The sequence below is a fragment of the Flammeovirga pectinis genome (assembly GCF_003970675.1).
In the GTDB taxonomy this organism is placed as follows: domain Bacteria; phylum Bacteroidota; class Bacteroidia; order Cytophagales; family Flammeovirgaceae; genus Flammeovirga; species Flammeovirga pectinis.
Genome location: NZ_CP034562.1, coordinates 26,376 through 45,823 on the forward strand (window position 1 = coordinate 26,376; position 19,448 = coordinate 45,823).

General features: G+C 32.5%; 18 protein-coding genes. 15 read left to right on the forward strand and 3 right to left on the reverse strand.

Annotation, left to right across the window (positions count from 1 at the left end; all coding sequences use genetic code 11):
* The first annotated feature begins 4 nt into the window (after positions 1-4).
* The 15 genes from secY (at position 5) to EI427_RS00240 (ending at position 15,391) form a co-directional block, all read left to right on the forward strand.
* Positions 5-1,327 (forward strand): preprotein translocase subunit SecY, encoded by a 1,323-nt coding sequence (gene secY / locus EI427_RS00170; RefSeq protein ID WP_126610619.1) that lies wholly within the window; start codon positions 5-7, stop codon positions 1,325-1,327.
* Positions 1,327-2,100 (forward strand): type I methionyl aminopeptidase, encoded by a 774-nt coding sequence (map, locus tag EI427_RS00175; RefSeq protein WP_126610620.1) that lies wholly within the window; start codon positions 1,327-1,329, stop codon positions 2,098-2,100. Before secY ends, map begins: the two co-directional genes overlap by 1 nt.
* Before the next feature lie 12 nt (positions 2,101-2,112).
* Positions 2,113-2,331, forward strand: coding sequence for a translation initiation factor IF-1 (infA, locus tag EI427_RS00180; protein ID WP_126610621.1), 219 nt, complete (start codon positions 2,113-2,115; stop codon positions 2,329-2,331).
* Positions 2,332-2,559: 228 nt separating this feature from the next.
* Positions 2,560-2,676, forward strand: a complete 117-nt coding sequence (gene rpmJ / locus EI427_RS00185; RefSeq protein ID WP_126610622.1) for a 50S ribosomal protein L36 — start codon at positions 2,560-2,562, stop codon at positions 2,674-2,676.
* Positions 2,677-2,736: 60 nt separating this feature from the next.
* Positions 2,737-3,105, forward strand: coding sequence for a 30S ribosomal protein S13 (gene rpsM / locus EI427_RS00190; RefSeq protein ID WP_126610623.1), 369 nt, complete (start codon positions 2,737-2,739; stop codon positions 3,103-3,105).
* Between the two features lie 35 nt (positions 3,106-3,140).
* Complete coding sequence (gene rpsK, locus EI427_RS00195) at positions 3,141-3,536, forward strand: 30S ribosomal protein S11 (protein WP_044228387.1); 396 nt, start codon at positions 3,141-3,143, stop codon at positions 3,534-3,536.
* A 136-nt stretch (positions 3,537-3,672) separates the two neighbouring features.
* Positions 3,673-4,278: a 30S ribosomal protein S4 gene (rpsD, locus tag EI427_RS00200; RefSeq protein ID WP_126610624.1), complete on the forward strand. Its 606-nt coding sequence runs from the start codon at positions 3,673-3,675 to the stop codon at positions 4,276-4,278.
* Positions 4,279-4,376: 98 nt separating this feature from the next.
* Positions 4,377-5,372, forward strand: a complete 996-nt coding sequence (locus EI427_RS00205; RefSeq protein WP_126610625.1) for a DNA-directed RNA polymerase subunit alpha — start codon at positions 4,377-4,379, stop codon at positions 5,370-5,372.
* A gap of 158 nt (positions 5,373-5,530) precedes the next feature.
* Positions 5,531-6,001: a 50S ribosomal protein L17 gene (rplQ, locus tag EI427_RS00210; protein ID WP_126610626.1), complete on the forward strand. Its 471-nt coding sequence runs from the start codon at positions 5,531-5,533 to the stop codon at positions 5,999-6,001.
* Positions 6,002-6,141: 140 nt separating this feature from the next.
* Positions 6,142-7,233, forward strand: a complete 1,092-nt coding sequence (carA, locus tag EI427_RS00215; protein ID WP_126610627.1) for a glutamine-hydrolyzing carbamoyl-phosphate synthase small subunit — start codon at positions 6,142-6,144, stop codon at positions 7,231-7,233.
* Positions 7,234-7,392: 159 nt separating this feature from the next.
* Positions 7,393-10,794, forward strand: a complete 3,402-nt coding sequence (porU, locus tag EI427_RS00220) for a type IX secretion system sortase PorU (protein WP_126610628.1) — start codon at positions 7,393-7,395, stop codon at positions 10,792-10,794.
* Between the two features lie 152 nt (positions 10,795-10,946).
* Entirely contained in the window at positions 10,947-12,167 is a 1,221-nt protein-coding gene (gene porV / locus EI427_RS00225; protein ID WP_126610629.1) for a type IX secretion system outer membrane channel protein PorV, read from the forward strand.
* Positions 12,168-12,397: 230 nt separating this feature from the next.
* Positions 12,398-13,282 (forward strand): M16 family metallopeptidase, encoded by an 885-nt coding sequence (locus EI427_RS00230; RefSeq protein WP_126610630.1) that lies wholly within the window; start codon positions 12,398-12,400, stop codon positions 13,280-13,282.
* Positions 13,282-13,683: a M16 family metallopeptidase gene (locus EI427_RS00235; protein ID WP_126610631.1), complete on the forward strand. Its 402-nt coding sequence runs from the start codon at positions 13,282-13,284 to the stop codon at positions 13,681-13,683. Before EI427_RS00230 ends, EI427_RS00235 begins: the two co-directional genes overlap by 1 nt.
* Positions 13,684-14,287: 604 nt before the next feature.
* Positions 14,288-15,391: a sulfotransferase family protein gene (locus EI427_RS00240; RefSeq protein ID WP_126610632.1), complete on the forward strand. Its 1,104-nt coding sequence runs from the start codon at positions 14,288-14,290 to the stop codon at positions 15,389-15,391.
* Between the two features lie 104 nt (positions 15,392-15,495).
* On the opposite strand, the gene EI427_RS00245 is transcribed toward EI427_RS00240, so the two are convergent.
* The 3 genes from EI427_RS00245 to EI427_RS00255 all read right to left on the reverse strand — a co-directional run bounded on the left by EI427_RS00245 (position 15,496) and on the right by EI427_RS00255 (position 19,448).
* Complete coding sequence (locus EI427_RS00245; protein ID WP_126610633.1) at positions 15,496-16,452, reverse strand: IS30 family transposase; 957 nt, start codon at positions 16,450-16,452, stop codon at positions 15,496-15,498.
* Between the two features lie 98 nt (positions 16,453-16,550).
* Entirely contained in the window at positions 16,551-17,870 is a 1,320-nt protein-coding gene (locus EI427_RS00250; protein WP_126610634.1) for a hypothetical protein, read from the reverse strand.
* Positions 17,871-18,005: 135 nt separating this feature from the next.
* Entirely contained in the window at positions 18,006-19,448 is a 1,443-nt protein-coding gene (locus EI427_RS00255) for an efflux transporter outer membrane subunit (RefSeq protein WP_170178348.1), read from the reverse strand.

The following is a 19,448-nucleotide window of genomic DNA, read 5'->3' on the forward strand; positions in this document are numbered from 1 at the left end:
AGCTATGAATAAGTTTGTCAAGACACTGAAGAACATTTTTTCAATCGAGGAGCTCAGAGGTAGAATTTTCTACACTCTGTGTTTCCTAGCGATTTTTAGATTGGGGTCGTATATCGTCCTTCCAGGAGTAGATCCTAGTGCACTTACTGAATCTTCAGGAGGTATGCTAGGGATGTTAAACCTATTTTTAGGTGGTGCGTTTACGCGTGCATCAATTTTTGCTCTTGGTATTATGCCTTATATTTCTGCATCCATCGTGATTCAGTTATTAGGGATGGCTGTACCTTACTTTCAGCGTATGCAGAAAGAAGGAGAGTCAGGACGTAAACGCATTAACCAAATTACGCGTGTTTTGACGATCGTGATTACACTCGCACAAGGATCTGGATATTTATATTCAACTATTCCTAACGAGGCAATCGTAATCAACCAGTCACTATTCTACCCAGCAGCCATGATTATCTTGACTGCAGGTACAGTATTCTGTATGTGGCTTGGTGAAAAAATCACGGAGAAAGGAATTGGAAACGGTATATCAATGCTGATCATGATTGGTATTATATCAAGTTTTCCTACTGCTATTATTCAAGAATTCCAAACACAAGGTTTTAGTATCTTATTGGTTGTTGAATTAGTAGCTTTATTCTTTATCGTAATGGGAGTTGTTCTATTGAACGCTGCTGTTCGTAAAGTACCAGTGCAATACGCACGTCAGGTTGTTGGAGCTGGAGGTAAAAAGCGTACGCTTGCTACAGGCCAACGTTCATACATTCCCTTAAAGGTGAATGCTGCGAACGTTATGCCTATTATCTTTGCTCAATCACTGATGTTCCTTCCTTCATTGATCGCAGGCGTTTGGGCCGATGAAAGCGATACAGCAAGATGGGTAATGCAGAATTTTTCTGATTACACATCTTTTGCATATAACGCTACATTTGCAACAATGATTTTACTTTTCACCTACTTCTACACTGCGATCACGATAAATCCTGATCAGATGGCAGAAGATTTGAAAAGAAATAATGCATTTGTACCAAATGTCAAACCAGGTGAAGAAACTTCAGGTTTTATTAGCTGGATTCTAGACCGTATTACTTTACCTTCTGCAATCTACTTAGCTGTAGTTGCTATATTACCTGCTTTTGCAAGTATGTTAGGTGTAAGTTCTGCATTCTCTAGGTTCTATGGTGGTACTTCACTAATTATTATGGTGGGTGTTATCTTAGATACATTACAGCAAATTGAGTCATATTTGCTTATGCAAAATTATGATTCAATGATGAAGTCTGGGAATATCAAAGGGCGCCAAAATGTGGCAACAGTCTAATGGTATACTACAAGACAGAAGAAGAGATCGAATTAATGCGTATTAGTGCCGATTTACTCGGCCGTGCGCATGGTGAGGTCGCAAAGAATATTAAAGAAGGGGTTAGCCTTAATACTCTTGATAAAATCGCTCATGATTTTATTAAGGATAATGGGGCTCACCCCTCATTCTTGAATTATAATGGATTTCCTGCAACATTATGCATGTCGCTTAACGATGTTATTGTTCATGGTATTCCATCTGATTATGAATTGAAAAGTGGTGATGTTATATCACTAGATTGTGGTGTGTTTTTAAATGGATTTCATTCCGATAGTGCTTATACTTATCCAGTAGGAGAAGTTGAAGCAAGTACGATGAAACTTTTAAAGGTAACGCAAGAATCTCTTCAGAAAGGTGTGGAAGCATGCAAAGTCAATAATAGAATTGGTGATGTAAGTTTTGCTGTTCAGCAACATGCAGAAATGCATGGTTATGGAGTAGTTAGAGAATTGGTAGGACATGGATTAGGTAAAAACCTTCATGAAAAACCAGAAGTACCTAATTATGGGAAAAGGGGCCGAGGATTGAAAATCAAAGACGGTTTAGTGATTGCAATAGAGCCTATGATTAATCTAGGAACTAGAGCAATAACACAAGATGCGGATGGATGGACAATACGCACGAGAGATCGTAAGCCTTCAGCCCATTATGAGCACACAGTAGCTATCGTAGATGGTAAAACTGAAGTGTTGACAACGTTCAAGTACATTGAGGAAGTATATCCATTTTAAAGTTAATATCAAATGCCAAAACAATCAAACATTACCCAAGACGGTACGATCGTAGAGGCACTTTCTAACGCGATGTTTCGTGTGGAGTTAAAGAATGGTCACCAGGTTGTAGCACATATATCTGGTAAAATGCGTATGCATTACATTCGTATTCTCCCAGGTGACAGAGTTCGTTTAGAAATGTCTCCATATGATCTTACTAAAGGAAGAATTGTTTATAGATATAAATAATTCAAAAAAATGTCTATCTTTGCAGGCCGATGTTTAATTTTATTCATTTAGATTAACAGGCAGTAACAAAATAAAGGAATTAATCCCTCTATTTTTGCATTAAAGAAGGTAGGTTGAGTGCATGTGATGTTTTACTTCTTATGGGTAGACTGAGCATGGATAGGCGACTTTCGAGTGCCTTGACATTTTAATCAGGGAATTTCACGTTTTCTTAAAAAAACCGGAGCAATGAAAGTCAAAGCTTCTATCAAAAAACGCAGCGCAGATGATAAAATCATCCGCCGCAATGGCAAGTTGTACATTATTAACAAAAAGAATCCAAGACATAAGCAACGTCAAGGATAATTTTTAGTACAATTAGCAAGTTAAAATTAAGTTTTACACAGTAACCGTTCACAGTAAAACATGGCACGTATTGCAGGTGTTGACATACCTAATAATAAAAGAGGTGTAATTTCGTTAACTTACATCTTTGGAATTGGTAAATCGTCAGCGGCAATTATTCTTGCTGAAGCTGGAGTAAGCGAGGATAAAAAAGTCCAAGATTGGACAGACGAAGAATCACAAAAGATTCGTGAACTTATCACAGAAGGTCACAAAATCGAAGGTGAATTAAAATCTGAAATTCAGTTGAACATCAAGCGATTGATGGACATCGGATGTTACAGAGGATTGCGTCACAGAAGAGGTTTGCCTGTTCGAGGTCAACATACCAAGAACAACTCACGTACTCGTAAGGGTAAGCGTAAGACAGTTGCAAACAAGAAGAAATAATTTAGTTCCTAGCTAATAGCTGAACATTAAGAATTATGGCTCAAAGAAGAAAAAACGAAAAAGCGAAGAAAAGAGTAGTTAATGTTACTCAGGAGGGAGAAGTTCATATCAAAGCTTCTTTTAACAACATTATCATCTCTTTCACCAACAAAGAAGGACAAGTTATTTCTTGGTCTTCAGCTGGTAAGATGGGCTTTAGAGGCTCAAAGAAAAACACTCCTTACGCTGCGCAACAAGCGTCATCAGATGCTGCGAAAGTAGCATTCGACCTAGGTATGCGTAAAGCTGAGGTTTTTGTAAAAGGTCCAGGATCTGGTCGTGAGGCTGCTATCCGTACCGTACAAAACTCAGGTATTGAAGTTACAATCATCAAAGATTGTACTCCACTACCTCACAATGGTTGTCGTCCTCCAAAACGTAGAAGAGTCTAAGTTTTAGACTCTCTCATTTTGAGAACAAAACCAAAGAGTGTGTTAAGAAACAAGGGTCTGTCGTTTTAAGCCACGACAGAGATCATTGGCACCTCCTGAATTTAATAAATACAGACACTCCTAAAATTCTAGAGAAATGGCTAGATATACAGGGCCTACGTCGAAGATTGCTAGAAAGTTTAATGATCCAATCTTCGGGGCATGCAAGGAACTCAAAAAGAAGGCATATCCTCCGGGACAGCATGGAAAAAACAGACGCAGAAAGCAGTCTGAATATGCTATCCAGCTTGCTGCAAAGCAAAAAGCAAAATACACTTACGGTGTATTGGAGCGCCAGTTCCGTAATATTTTTGAAAAATCAGCTATGAAATCTGGTATAACAGGTACTAACTTGTTACAGTTTCTTGAAGCTAGATTAGATAACACAGTTTATCGTTTAGGATTTGCTCCTACTCGTCGTGCTGCGCGCCAATTGGTATCGCATAAGCACATTACTGTGAACGGTAAAGTAGTAAACATTCCTTCATATACTATGAAGTTTGGTGACGTTGTTGGTGTTCGCGCCAAGTCTCAAACTAACAAAGTAATTAAGGAAGCTACTTCTGGTAAGCAACGTACAGCTTATTCTTGGTTAGAATACAATGCTGAGAATATGACTGGAAAATTCGTTCAATTCCCAGAAAGAGACGAGATTCCTGAAAATATTCAAGAGCAACTTATTGTCGAGTTGTACTCTAAGTAATATAGATCTTTGGAAAAAGCTTCTAAGTGTGTTATTTTTATCATGCTTAGGAGCTTTTCGTATAGATCTTATTAATTTATTAAAACCACAACTTTTATATGTCCATTCTTGCTTTCCAAAGACCCGATAAAGTGGTAATAGAAAAGGCTGATGATTTCACTGGTCTTTTTGAATTTAAACCACTTGAAAAAGGTTACGGTTTAACAATAGGTAACGCTCTCAGACGTATTTTACTTTCGTCGCTAGAAGGATATGCTATCGTAGGAATTAAATTTCCGAATGTTCTTCATGAATATTCTACAATCGATGGTGTAGTAGAGGACGTAACTGAAATGATTCTGAACTTAAAACAAGTGCGTTTTAAGACGGATTCTGAGAACCCTTCTCAGAAAGTTAGTGTCAACCTTAGCGGTAAAAGTGAATTTAAAGCAGGCGATATTACTCAGTTTACTGAGGAATATGAAGTTCTTAACCCGGACTTTGTAATCTGTAATTTGGATGAGAGTGTAAATCTTCAGGTTGAATTGACTATTCAAAACGGCCGTGGATATTTATCTGCTGATGAACAAACAGAAAGTGAAGCTGACGATATTGTTGGTTTTATTCCAATTGACGCAATCTTTACACCTATTAAAAATGTTCAATACCATATCGAAGGCCACAGAGTTGACGATCGTACTGACTTTGAAAAATTGGTTATAGAAATCCAATCAGATGGATCTATCCATCCTGAGGAAGCGTTGAAAGGAGCTGCGAACATTTTGATTCAGCACTTCATGTTATTCTCTGATAAGAATATGATCATTGATGACATGGAAGGAGGAGAAGCAGTTGAAATAGATGATGAATACTTAAGAATGCGTAAGCTACTTAAAACATCACTTGCAGACCTTGAGCTTTCAGTTCGTGCATATAATTGCTTAAAAGCTGCTGATGTGAAAACATTAGGAGATTTAGCATCTTTGGAGATTTCTGATATGATGAAATTCAGAAACTTTGGTAAGAAATCTCTTACTGAGTTAGAAACATTAATGTCTGATAGAAATCTTTCATTCGGAATGGATGTTACAAAATATCGTTTAGACGAAGATTAGTAACAAACTTCTGATAGGTAGTTGTTCCTTGGGCACGGCAATTACTGAAATCACCGGCAAGAAGTAAGCTACGGCTTATTTATTGTTTACAAGTCCACAAAATAATTTTATAAATTGGTAAAGTTCCTAATACGGCTTTATCATTAATTTCAGGTGAAATGAGACACGGTAAAAAATTCAACCACTTAGGTAGACAAAAGAAGCATAGAGAGCTTATGCTTGCAAATATGGCTTGTTCTATTATTGAGCACAAGCGTATTTTCACAACTGTTGCTAAAGCTAAAGCTTTAAGAACTTATGTTGAGCCATTAGTAACTAAGGCAAAGAACGATACAATGCACTCTCGTAGAGTTGTATTCTCTTACCTTCGTGATAAAGAAGCTACAGCAGAAATATTCTCTACTGTACGTGATGCTATCATTGATCGTCCAGGTGGATATACTCGTATTATCAAGACAGGTCGTCGTTTAGGTGATGGTGCTGAAATGGCAATGATCGAGTTTGTTGACTTCAACGAAGTTTACAATGTGAAAGAAACGAAGACGAAAACTCGTCGTAGTAAAAAGAAATCTACAGGTTCAGAAGCAGCAGCTACTGAAACTGAAAATAATGAAGAATCAGCTGAATAATTATTCTGATGATTTATCATTAAAATATAGAAAGGGAGATGATTTTTTTAATCATTTCCCTTTTTTTATGTCTATTTCTTAATAGTTCTGACTATTTTATTAAATTTGTGCAATCTGAATTAAACTAGACGTTAATAGCAATGGAGAAGAAGACGGCAATTTTAATGCTGCAAGACGGTACTACCTATAAAGGAACGGCCATCGGAGCAATTGGTACAACAACAGGTGAAATTTGTTTCAACACAAGTATGACAGGGTATCAAGAAATTTATACAGACCCTTCTTATTACGGACAAATTATTGTAAACACAGTTTCTCACATAGGAAACTATGGTACTGTTCACAATGAAAACGAGTCTGCTAAACCTCAAATTAATGGGCTTGTAGTGAAAAGTTTTTCAAGTGTATATTCAAGAAACACTGCTGAAGGCTCACTTCAAGATTATTTAGAAAATGCTAACCTTGTTGGTATAGCAGATATTGATACTAGAGAATTAGTACGTCATATCCGCCAAAAAGGGGCAATGAATGCTATAATTACTTCTGAAATTTCTGATTTAGATGAAATTAAGAAAAAATTAAAAGCAACACCAGATATGGAAGGTTTAGAATTATCTTCTGTAGTTTGTACAAAAGAACCTTACAGTGTTGGAGATCCTCATGCTGCAGTAAAAGTAGCAGTTTTGGATTTAGGAATTAAGAAATCTATACTAGATAACTTTACTTCTAGAGGAATGCTTTGTAAAGTATTTCCATCGAATACCACTTTTGAGCAAATGAAGCAATGGAAACCAGATGGCTATTTCTTGTCAAATGGACCTGGTGATCCTGCAGTAATGGATTATGCAGTAGAAACTGCGAAACAAATATTAGAGGCGGATAAACCTTTATTTGGAATTTGTTTAGGACATCAAGTTATTTCTAGAGCAGTAGGTTTATCTACTTACAAAATGCATCATGGACATAGAGGTGCTAACCATCCTGTGAAAAATTTGATCTCAGGAAGATCTGAAATTACTTCACAGAACCATGGTTTTGCTGTTGACATGGATAGTATTAAGAAGAATGACAACATTGAACTTACACACATCAATTTAAATGATGATACTGTAGAAGGTATAAAAGTGTTGGATAAGAAAGCATTCTCTATACAATACCACCCAGAAGCTTCGCCAGGACCTCATGATTCTCGATATCTATTCACAAGATTCTTAGAGTTAATACAAGACTAATTGTATTTTCACCATGGAATTTTGCTGAATTGATAGCAAAATATATTAAAAGCATAATTAAGTTAAATCTTGATTATGCTTTTTTGTTGTTAAACTAAACACCACTTTGTTCTTATTGTATAGTTTTTGATAACTTTAAGTAGAATCAATCTTTCATTCATGAATAACTCCTATAAAACCAACACTTTTTATTTAGATATCATTTTATTGATTACTATTTTTTCTATAAATGCTTTTTCTCAAGGGCCTTTATCTGATGGAAGTATTTATAAATTGAAAGTAAATAAAACAGGTATATATAAAATTGATAATGCTGTATTTACTGAATTAGGAATTGATGTTTCAAATCTATCTCCTGAAGATATTGCTATATATGGTTTTGGATATGGTATGTTACCTCAACCAAATAACAAAGCAAGGCCATCTTCTTTAACAGAAATATCTATAAAATTTGTAGGAGAAGACAATAATAAAATTTCATCATCAGATATTTTTATTTTTTATGGAGAGGGTCCTAATGCTTTGGTTATAGATTCAGTAAATCATTTTATTTCTACGGAATTTAATTTATATGATGAAGCGAATTATTACTTTTTAAAAATAGGAGGTCAAAACTCTAAGAACAGAGTCGTTATTGAGAATAGAACTCCTTCAACTCCACAATCTTTTTCTAGTTTAATAGAAGTAGTACATCATGAAAAAGATTTAATTACAGCTTTAAGTGAGCCGTCTGGAAGATATTGGTTTGGTGAAGATTTAACAACAGAGTCTTCACAAGCAATAGTCATCGATTTTAACCCAATCAATACATCAACTGAGATGATGATAAAGTGTGGCGTGATGGCAAAATCAAGAGCAGAAAGTACATTTTCAGTATCTTTATTAGGTACAGAAAGAGGTGAAGTAGTTGTTCGTGGAGCTAGAGACTTTAATTCATACAGGTATGGAAGACAAGGTTACATGGAAAATAATTTATTTAAACCTTTTACAATAAATGATATAGGTGATAATTTAAATTTGGATGTTTCTTATAGTAAACCTCAATCAGATTCAGAAGGGTATATTGATTACTTTACAATTAATACGAAAAGAAATATTGCTACGTATAAGAATAACTTTGTATATCATGAAATTTTGCCATCAAATGTAGATGGTGCTACAATTTCGATAAATACAGTCTTTGAATATTTGTGGGACGTTTCAGATCCTTTAAATATCACGTCATTAAATATATCCAATAATAAAATTACTACAATAAGAAAACAGCAACTTACATCTATTGCTGCTTTTAATATTGATGATTTAATATCCCCTGAATTAGTAGGTAATTTATCGAATCAAAATATAAGAGATTTACAAACACCGAATTTATTAATTATATCTTATGGAGAATATTTAAATCAAGCCAATAAATTAGCTCAACATAGATCTACAACGAACTCTATTGACGTTAGAGTAGTTGATGTAGAGCAAATTTATAATGAATATTCATCAGGTAGACAAGATATTTCAGCGATAAGAGACTTTATAAGAACACTATATACTAATAACTCTCAAAAATTAAAGAATGTACTTTTATTTGGACAAGGATCATATGATTATAAAGGTATTAAACAAGAAGGTGGAAGTAAAGTAGCCATTTATGAGTCTAGAGACGTATTACAGAGAACTAAAACATATTCGTCTGATGATTATATTGGTTTTCTAGATGAAAATGAAGGGTTTTGGGCAGAAGATATTGATGGTAGTGTAGAAAATTATGATTTAGAAATAGGTATAGGTCGCTTACCCGCCAGAACATTAGAAGATGCGGAAATATTGGTTGATAGAATAATTAATTATGATACACTTTCTACAAATTTAGACTCTTGGAAGAAAAGGGTCCTTTTTGTTGCAGATGACGGTGATACTAATACTCATCAAGGAGATGCAAATGATTTAGCAACCTATGTCGAAGAAACATTTTCAGATTTTGATTCAAAAAGAGTTTATATTGATAATTACCCAAAAGAATCAACTCCATCAGGAGCTTTATCACCTGAATCTAATGAAAGTATTAATAATTGGGTTAATAATGAGGGTGTTTTAATTGTTAATTATAGTGGCCATGGCTCTATTACAAATTGGGCTGAAGAAGCAATATTAACCGTTGATATGATTAATAATTTTTCTAATTATACAAAACTACCACTATTCTTAACTGCTACATGTGAATTTGGTAGATATGATAATCCTGCAATAATGTCAAGTGCAGAACGATTATTATTTAACCCAAAAGGAGGTGCAATTTCTTTACTAACAACAACACGACCGGTATATGCATCAAGTAATTTTAAGATCAATAAAGCTTTTTATGATTATGTTTTTTTAAAAGATCAAAATAATAATTATTCTAGTTTAGGGCAGGTAATGATGAGAACTAAGAATAATAGTCTTTCAGGTGTAAATAATCGAAATTTTGCATTATTGGGTGATCCATCTATGATGTTAGATCTTTCAACTAGAGAAATAAACCTAACAACACTTAATCATAATCAATATACTTCTACTGATACTATTAAAGCACTTGACTCTGTTTTATTGGAAGGAGAAGTGACTATTAATGGAGTAAAAGACAAAAATTTTAATGGTAATATTTATCTAACGTTATATGAAAAAGTAACAGAATCTTCAACTAGAGGTAATGATGGATCAGTAACTGTTTTTAATTATTTGGAAAGGAAGTATCAGCTATTTAGAGGGGTTGTGTCTGTTATAGAAGGTGATTTTGCTTTTGATTTTGTAGTACCTAAAGATATTCGTTACGCATATGGAACTGCAAAATTAAGTTTTTATGCTAATAACACATCTTTTGATGCGATAGGAAGTGATGTCGATATAATAATTGGAGGAACATCATCTAATCCTGTTACTGAAACAGTTCCTCCAGAGATAAAGATGTATTTTAATGGAGATTCATCGGCAAGTACAATACCACCAGATAGTTATTTATATGCAGAATTTTTTGACGAAAGTGGTATAAATATATCAGGAATTGGTACAGGGCACGACATAAAATTATCAATGGATAATGGTAGTGAGGAATGGATTTTAAATGAATTTTTAATGCCAAAAGAAGGAGTAGAGAATACTTATTCTTTAGTTTTTCCTTTAAATGACCTTGAAGAAGGAGAACATTCATTTACTATAGAAGTATGGGATGTTTTAAATAATAGAGCAGAAAAAACAATAAATGTAATTGTAAGTCCAATATCAGAATTAGAAATAACAGACTTGGTTGCTTTTCCAAACCCTATTGATGAAAATATGGACTTACGTTTTTCAAATAATGTTGTTGGGCAAGATATTACTGTTACATCAAATATTATTGCAATGAATGGTAATACAGTATTATCTACAGTTAATGAATTTGAGAATGTTGAAGAGATTACAACATTACAATATAAAGGCTTAAGATCTCATTATGGTTTAATAAGTGGCATGTATGTTGTTCAATTGATAATAGAATGCCACAGCTTGAATTTAAGTACTTTTAAGACAACTAGAATTGTTTTATTTTAAAGTATTTTTCATTTTTTTTGTTAATCTTTACTATATTTAAGGAAACTTAAATTCCTAGCTTATACATAACTATACTCAATTTTATAGAGACCTCTATCAAGAGAGGTAATTTTTTAAAGAAATCTATATATTTTATAGTTCAAATCACAGTTATGATCAACTTAAAAGTTAAATCAATATTTATATTGTTATCTGTACTTAGTACAGTAAATGTTTTAGCACAATCTCAAATTGTAGGCCAAGACCAAAATAGTAATCCTATAATTACAGCTGTACCATTTCTAACAATTGCACCAGAAGCTAGGGGTGCAGCAATGGGTGATATGGGTGCTGCAACATCTGCTGATGTAAATTCATCACATTGGAACCCCTCTAAATATGCTCGTATTGATGATGAATATGGTGTCTCATTATCTTATAATCCATGGCTACAAAAGATTGTTGGAGATATGGCATTAAGTTATTTATCTGGATACTATAAATTAAATGATCGTCAGACCATTGGTGCTAGTATGCGCTATTTTGATTTAGGAAGTATAGATTTTACTGATAATCAAGGTAGTGTTACAAGAACTTTTAACCCGAGAGAATATTCTTTTGATGGTCATTTTGCAATGCAACTTTCAAATAGGTACAGTATGGCTGTATCAGGAAGATATATATATTCAAATTTAGCTGGGTCAATTTCTAGTGGTGCTCAAGATAGTAAGCCTGGGCATGCTTTTGCTGCTGATATTTCTGGTTATTGGGTTAATCCTGATGTGAATTTAGGGCAGTATAATGCTGTTTTTGCTTGGGGTTGGAATATTTCGAATATTGGTACTAAAATGAATTATTCGAATGAAAGTCAAGAAGATTTTTTACCAACTAATTTACGCTTAGGTACTACTTTAACGACAGAGTTAGATCCATATAATAAAATTACTTTTGGTATTGATATCAATAAATTATTAGTACCTACACCAGATAGTACTTATGATTACAAATCTGTAGGTGTACTTCAAGGAATGTGGTATGGTTTATCTAAGGCTCCAGGTGGGTTCTCTGAAAAAATGAAAGAGATTATGTGGAGTGTTGGTGCAGAGTATTGGTATAATGATATGTTTGCAGCACGTGTGGGTTATTTCTATGAGAATCCTGAAAAAGGAGACCGTCAATATATGCAGATGGGTTTAGGTATTAAGTATCAAGTGGTTACTTTAGATTTTTCTTATCTATTATCATTTAAGCGAAATAATCCTTTAGAAGACACATTAAGATTTACTTTATCGTTTAATTTTGGTGAACAATCTAAAAGTGCTAAAACCAAAAGAAGTGGTGGAAATAAATCATCTCAAGGAGGTGGAGGAGCATTAGATGCTGATGATATTTAATATCATATAAAATATTTTTAAGTAGGGTGAGGTAGTATAAATTATCTCACCTTTTTTATATTTAAGGAATTATCCATAAATCTTAGTATTAATTAAGTAGTTTTTTCTCGGTCAATCAATGTTAATTTTTTAAATTTTATCTTGTTTACCCATTAATATTATAACTTAATTATTAACCATCTTTATTTTATGGCTTCTTACTTTAAGAAACAGTACTGAAAAACATCCATATGAATCAAATTCTAGATAGAAAAATAGCTCCTAATTCTTATCCTGTTCAGGATTTTTCAGTTTTAAAACCATCAATTTTAGAATTAGAGAATTCAAGTAAGGTTTTCATTTTAAAAAATTCTTCTCAACCAATTATTCATTTTACTTTATCTATTAAAGGAGGTAAACTGGTAGAAAAATCTTTAGGTAGTGCCTCTTTAACATCTAAAATGTTAGGAGAAGGTTTAAAAGGAATGGATAGTGCTCAGATACATCAAAAACTTGAAGCATTTGGAGCAATAATCTCTGTATCAAGTGATATTGATTCTTTTACTATAAATGGACATTGTTTAACTCGATATTTTGGAGAGGTTGTAGCGATGGTAAAAAGGTATTTAACGGAGTCAGAATTTTCGGAGAAAGAGTTTCAACACATTCTTCAAGTAATGATTCAACAGAAAAAGTTAAGTGAAGAGAAAACATCCTTTATAGCTACTAAGTTATTTAGAGAAAACTTTTATGGAACAAGCCATCCTTATGGACAATCTTTAACTTCTGAAGAGCTGTTAGATTATGACATTGGGGTTGTGGAAAATTATTACCTTAAAAATATCTTACATTCTCCATTTGATTTATTTATAGCTGGAGATATAAGTGATAGAGAAATAGATACAATTAAGGAGGTTTTAGGTGCTATTAAGTTTAACCGTTCTAGTGCTATATTAGAATACCCTCCTTTTGTAAATAAAATAGCAACGTCATCATTAAAAATATATGAGGATAAAGATGATGCTGTTCAAACAAGTATAAGAATTGGTTGTCCTACATTTTCATTACCTAATAGTGATTTAGAAGCATTTTCAGTAATGAATGAAACCCTTGGGGATATTTTGGGTCAAGATTAATGAAGAACATTAGAGAAGAAAAAGGTCTTTCTTATGGTATTCATTCTTCTTTTAGAAATGAAATAAATCAAGGTTATTTTTTAATAGCTTCTGATGTTAAAAAAGATCTTAAAGATTTAGCATTGGAAGAAATTTATAAGGAAATAGATATTCTTGCAAGTCAATTAGTATCAGAAGATGAATTGACTACAGTAAAAAATTACATGACGGGTAATTTTGTAATGTCTATAAATTCTAATTTATCTCTTTTAGAAATTACAAAGTCTTTATATAAGAAAGGATTAAGTTTCGATTATTATGATTCTTATGTTAGTAGAATCCAATCGATTTCTTCAGAAGATATAAAGAACATGACAAATAAATATCTGAAAGGTGATTTATTAGAAATTGCAGTAGGGTAAAAAAAATAGGTTTAGTAACTAGCTGTTATGCTGCTACTAAACCTAATGAAGTGAAGTTTGTGAAGTTCTTGTATCTAAGTAAGTAATTAGAGAGTTGTTCAAAATATGAATGACTCTTTTTTTGTTAATTTTGTACTAAAAAAAGTTGGGTGTAAATTTAGTTTAGTTGAAAGTTTGTCTTTACACTCAGTCTAGTAAAAAATTGTTTGTAATATTAGTTTGTTTCTTTATTAAAGTGTAACAAAAAAGAAATAAAATTGTTAATTTCTTACTTCCTTTATTGCTGATACAAGTTTATGGAAATCATTTTTAATAAACAATATTTGTTAACAATTGAGCTCTATATTATTCATTTATTACTATATGACATCTTAATAGTTATATGAAATTTACATTTAGTTCTTTTTTTAACAAATCACCCATTGATGATTAATGTTCTGTTTAAGCTTTGTAAAAGTTGATTAATATCTAAAATATTACATAAGTAATTTATATATTGATAATACTGTTTATTTCTAAATAAATATTAATTTCTTCAGTCTTTATTTAGGTAACAGCGTTCTAAATAATAGATAATCAAAAAAACACTTAACTACTCAATAATATGGCATCGTTTGATAACTTAGATATGGCAACTCTATCAGGGAGTTCATTATCAAATTTCAAAAAAATTGAAAACCAATATAAAATAGAACCTCAATTCAAATCAAAATATAACAAGGCTAAACTTATAAGTACCCTTTGCTATCCAATTGAAAAGATTAATAGTGATTGGTTATATAATAAAATAGATAAGAACGAAATAGGTAAAGATCCTGTGTTTGTTCTTGGTCATTGGAGAAGTGGAACTACGCATTTACATAATTTATTAAGTAAAGATCCACAGTTTGGTTTCGTAAATACATTTCAAAGTGTTTTTCCAAATGCATTAATGTTTGGTAGAAATCTTTTTATTCAATTAATGAGACAGTTGATGCCTAAAGAAAGACCTGCAGATGGTTTGAAATTAGATCCATTATTTCCTCAGGAAGAAGAATTTGCCTTAGGAAATTTACATGATATGAGTTTCTATTACTTCTGGTACTTTCCTAAGCAGACACAAGAAATATTTGATAGAGTATTATTAGGAAAGGGATTATCTGAAGAAGATAAAGAATTATGGAGAACTACATATAAACGTTTTGCCAAACTAGCATTATGGCAAACAAAAGGAGAAAGATTTCTATCTAAAAACCCTCCTAATACAGCCAGAGTTGATGAATTATTGAAAATTTATCCAAATGCAAAATTCATTTACATATATAGAAATCCATACGAAGTTTTTGGTTCAACGGTAAGGTTCTTTAAAGGAGTACTACCAAGTCAGCAGTTTCAAGATATTTCAGATGAAGAGTTAGATGAAAATATTTTAAAAGTATTTACAAAAATGTATGATAAATACGAAACAGATAAAAAGCTAATTCCGAAAGAAAATTTAATTGAAATAAAGTATGAAGAGTTTTCAAAGGATAACTTAGGGTACTTAGATACAATTTATAAGCAATTAGATTTAGGAGACTTCTCTAATGTGAAAGGAGTAATGAATGAGTATATAGAAAGCTTAGGAACGCACAAAAAACATCAATACAACTTTCCACAAGAGACCATTGATAAAGTTAATGCAAATTGGTCTTATGCCTTTGATAAATGGGGGTATGATAAGTTATAAAATAGTAGAATAAAAACATGAGTCATCCCTTAAATATTGGATTAAACCTGTAAATGATCTCACAACAGGATTTCCATTCTTGAATTCTAATAACAATTGCAACTTTAGGCTGCATTAATATCAATATTATTTATAAGCTCAATAGGACTATAAAATCCATACCTTTTACGAGGTCTATTATTGAGTTTATTTTCAATTTTGGAGATATACTTTAAAAGTACATCTTCCATACTCTGACCTTTAGGGAAATATTGTCTTAATAACCCATTTGTATTTTCATTTGTACCTCTTTGCCAGCTAGAGTAAGGATCTGCGAAATAGGCTACAGTATTACATAATTCTTCTATTTTCTGATGACAAGCAAACTCTTTTCCATTATCAAAAGTAATAGTATACCAAGGAATTGGCGTTCTTTCATACATTGATAACAATGTAGCACCTACATCATTTTCAGATTTACTATTTGCCTTTCCTACTAATAGATACCCACTCTTTCTATCTACTAAAGTTACAAGCACAGCAGAACGAGCTTTAGTACCAATTACCACGTCAGCTTCCCAATGTCCTATTTCAGAACGATTATCAGCTTCTATTGGTCTAGTACGTATATTTTTCCTGTTTGTAAGTTTCCCTCTAGTTTCCTTAGAGGCTCTTGGTCTTCGTTTCTTTTTGTGATGTCTTAGATGTTCTTTTAAGGAAGGATTCTGACTCATCTGAGAATATATAATTTGATATACTGTTTCAACACACGGAAAGGAGCCTCCTTCTAAGCGTTTGCGATTTACAATTTGTTCAGGACTATATTGATTAACCTCTAATGCAGACAGAATTTCATCTTTATATTCTATTGTAGAACTATGAAAACCAGTTTGTTTACATTTCTTTTTAAGGTATCGTTTATGAGCATACACAGCATCGTATCCATCAAGGTGATCACAACGCTTTAATTCTCTACCTACAGTAGATTTGTGAACGTTGATTTTATCAGATATTAAACTATTTGAATATCCTTCTTCTAAATACGTTTCTATTTTATACCTTTGTGATAGGGTAAGATCCATCTTTATTGCAATTTTGTTTTTAAACAATTTTGGTCAGACTTTAAAGATAGTCTTACCTTTTTTATTTGCCTAAAATGGGTTGCAACTGTTTCTAGAATCTAAGATTGATTTAAAATGACAGAAAAAGCTTTACGAAGTCTGTAGAAAGGAGATTTACTTTTCTTTGAACCAAAAATGGGGGTATATATGTTGATTAAACGTTCTACATAATGCCTCCTTTTTTGTATTATTTCCATTAAAAACTCATAAATAAGTAGGGCTATATAGAAGAGTTTTAATCGATTTCCCCACCCTTGAACTCTTATTGATTGTAAGCCAATTTCTGCTTTACAACACCTAAACATTTCTTCTACTTCCCATCTTTTCATATATGAAAAAAGCATTTCCCATGCAGTCTTTTTTGTATCTATATCAAGGTTGGTAAGCATGTAAATAGGAGATCCTGCTCTTTTATATTCTCTGACTACAATTAACGTATACATCTGATCTCCCATTTCAGGATGTTGTACTTTTTTCCATGAAATAAGCCTTCTAGTATACTTATTACGTTCTTTGTCATAAGTAAATTTGAAGCTCTTATTCTTCATTGCTTTGGTAATATTGTAGGTTAATCGTTTTCCTTTTTCGTCAATTAAAAATCTCTTTCCAATCCAACGAACTAAAAATTGTTGATCAAATTCTTGAGCGAATTCTAAAAGAGTACAATTCGCATATCCTCTGTCAAATACATGTAAAACAGCTTTTTTAGATTGATTACGAATAGTTTTGAAACCATTCCATATAAAATTAGATAACCATTCTTTAAAAACACCAACCCTAGAATAAATATTAAATTCAAAAAGAGATGCTCTTTCATTCAAGGCCGTAAGTACTACTCCTTCTACTTTAAACCCAGGGACATTGATAAAACCTTTGACAGGAGAATTATAATAACCAGGTTTAATTCTTGTAAGTCTTTTGGCTTTACTACTGATAACCGCTGACAACCCTTCCAGGTATGTTGACTCATGTTTTTCCAGAACAGATCCATCCCAAATTAAAAGTGGTCGAATATTTTTTTCTTCCATCATTTTAATACGGTCTAAACTTCTATTTCTAAAAAAATCAGCAATTAAATCAGTACTCCAATTTTTACTTCGTATTAGGTTACCAATTCTCTTAACTCCAGCTTTACCATGAGTACTACCAGCTAGTAGTGTACCCAATTCTGTCAGTAGAAGTGATTTTGTACTATTCCGATTTTCTAGTAAGCAATGAAATAACTCTTGAAAAGTCTTTACCAAACGTAAATCAACAGTCTGATGAAGACTAGAGAGTAGCGATGATAAGAAATAGTCAGTTTGATGAAGAAGATAGGTTAATGGTGTAGATTTTTTACAATCTAAGATTTTTAGTAAATTAAAGGATGAATAAGCCATTGGAATAATAGTTATAGTTGTTTAGTATTTACAATAACTATTTTTTGGCTTATAAATAAAAATGAGTCACCCCTTATTATTAATAATTATATAATTAAGGGATGACTCATGTTTTATATGATAATAATCTATAGATTATTGATTTTCTGTCTCATTACCTTCAGCTTCTTGTTGTTCTTCGCGAGAAACCCAACCTCCGCCTAAAGATTTATAAAGTAATATGTAAGAAGATAGAATTTTACTTCTTACAGATACTAAATTTAACTCGGCCTCGAATGCTTGACGTTGTTGTTCAAGATATTCTAAGTAACTGGTAACACCTTTATCATATCTTTGTTTAGATAATCGTTCAGCATTTAAAGCTGCTACAGTATGTTTTTGACGAGCTATTAATTCTTCATTATAAAATTGGATAGATGCTAAAGCATCCTCCACTTCTTTAAATGCAACGATAGTACTTTTTTCATATTGTAGAATTGATGCTTCTAATTTTGCTTTTTCAGCTTCAACACGACGCTTATTTTTTCCCCATTGAAATAAAGGTCCAACAATGCCAGCACCTATATTCCATGCTCCTGTTGCAGCATTTGCAGAGAATAGGGCATCAGAAGCAATACCTGCAGCACCTGTTAAGCTAATTGTAGGAAATCTATTTGCTATTGCAGCACCAACTTGTGCATTTTGAGCTACTATTTCTTGTTCAGCTTTTAATAAATCTGGTCTTCTCTTTAATAAATCAGAAGGAATACCAGCAGGAATTGCATCTGGTAAAACTTGTGTATCAAGAGTTTCATCAGTAATTATTGCTCTAGGATTTTCACCTAAAAGAATACTTAATGAGTTCTCAGATAAAGCAACACCTCTTTTATAAACAGGAATTGTACTTTCAGCAATTGCTTGTTGAATTTGTGCTTGGTTTAAATCAATTTCAGGAATGATACCTTGTTTATATCGGGCATCCATTATTATCATAGAGCTATCTCTAGAAGCTAAAGTTTCAATAGAAACTTCTAAGCTAGCTTTATTCTCTAATAATTGAACATATGCTTTAGTAACCTGTGAGATAAGCGTAATTTGTAACGCTCTCATCCCATAAACTGACCCAAAATAATTTGCCTGGGCAGCTTCAGTTAATCTTCTGTTCTTACCCCATAAGTCTATTTCCCAATTAAGTGTTGCACCTCCGAAATAACTACTATTTGCATCAGGGCCCACAAAACCATTATAATTACCATATGTAAAGTTACCTTGATAACCTAACATTGGTCTAGCACTTACTTTCTGAATTCTAGCAAGTTTCTCTGCTTCAGTAATTCTTTGCATTGCTACTTTAACATCTTGATTATTAACAAGAGCTGTAGAAATTAAAGAATCAAGAACAGGGTCTTTAATTAGAGTCCACCAACCAATAGTATCATTATTTGTACTAATAGTAGTATCAGAACCGAAACGATACTCTAATGGAGTATCAATTTCTGGAGCTTCATAGTTCTTTCCCATTTTACATCCCCAAATTAATTGAGAAGCGAAGAAAACTAGAAGTATATTTTTATAGTTTAAATTTAGTTTCTTTTCCAT